The sequence below is a fragment of the Dulcicalothrix desertica PCC 7102 genome, from assembly GCF_003991905.1.
GTDB lineage: Bacteria > Cyanobacteriota > Cyanobacteriia > Cyanobacteriales > Nostocaceae > Dulcicalothrix > Dulcicalothrix desertica.
This window is the reverse complement of sequence record NZ_RSCL01000106.1, coordinates 1-671: the sequence shown is the minus strand read 5'-3', so window position 1 is coordinate 671 and position 671 is coordinate 1. Positions and strand designations below refer to the sequence as shown.

The following is a 671-nucleotide window of genomic DNA, read 5'->3' as shown; positions in this document are numbered from 1 at the left end:
AGACTTTTACTTTCTTTGGTGCATCGATTAAATGCTTCGTCTAATCGCTCGATTCCATGTTGCTGTCCCACTACCCCAAATTGCAAGCAATTTGGTTTAGGCTCTTCCCCCTTCGCTCACCACTACTAAGGGAATCTCGTTTGATTTCTTTTCCTCCAGCTACTAAGATGTTTCAATTCGCTGGGTTGGCTCTGACTTGTCTATGTGTTCAACAAGTAGTATATCGGGTTGCCCCATTCGGAAATCTCCGGCTCAAAGTTTGCTTCCAACTCCCCGGAGCATATCGTCGGTAACCACGTCCTTCATCGCCGCTGCGTGCCTAGGTATCCACCGTCAGCCCTTATTCGCTTGACCAATTCAAATTAATTCAAAGGATTGTTTGTAATTCAATACCCGTGTGATTCTCGTAACTTAGTAATTACACTTCACACGGTTACTGCCTACAATTTGCGTCACTATGCAGTTTTCAAGGTTCTTACTGGAAATACATCCAGCAGGCTTAGTTATCTTAATAACTATAGTTGCTGACTGTATATATGCTTAATTTTTAATTAATCCGAATCGGATAATAGTTTGAAGCCAAAGCCAATCCTCTCTCGACCTAGGTAATGACCTTCTTGTTGTTTTTTTTACACTACTAAAGTAGTGATTACGAACGAACAAGTTGGGTA

General features: G+C 41.6%; 1 rRNA gene. It reads right to left on the bottom strand.

The features are described 5' to 3' along the window. A 23S ribosomal RNA gene (locus DSM106972_RS50985) occupies positions 1-354 on the bottom strand; the annotation flags it as partial. Between the last annotated feature and the right edge of the window lie 317 nt (positions 355-671).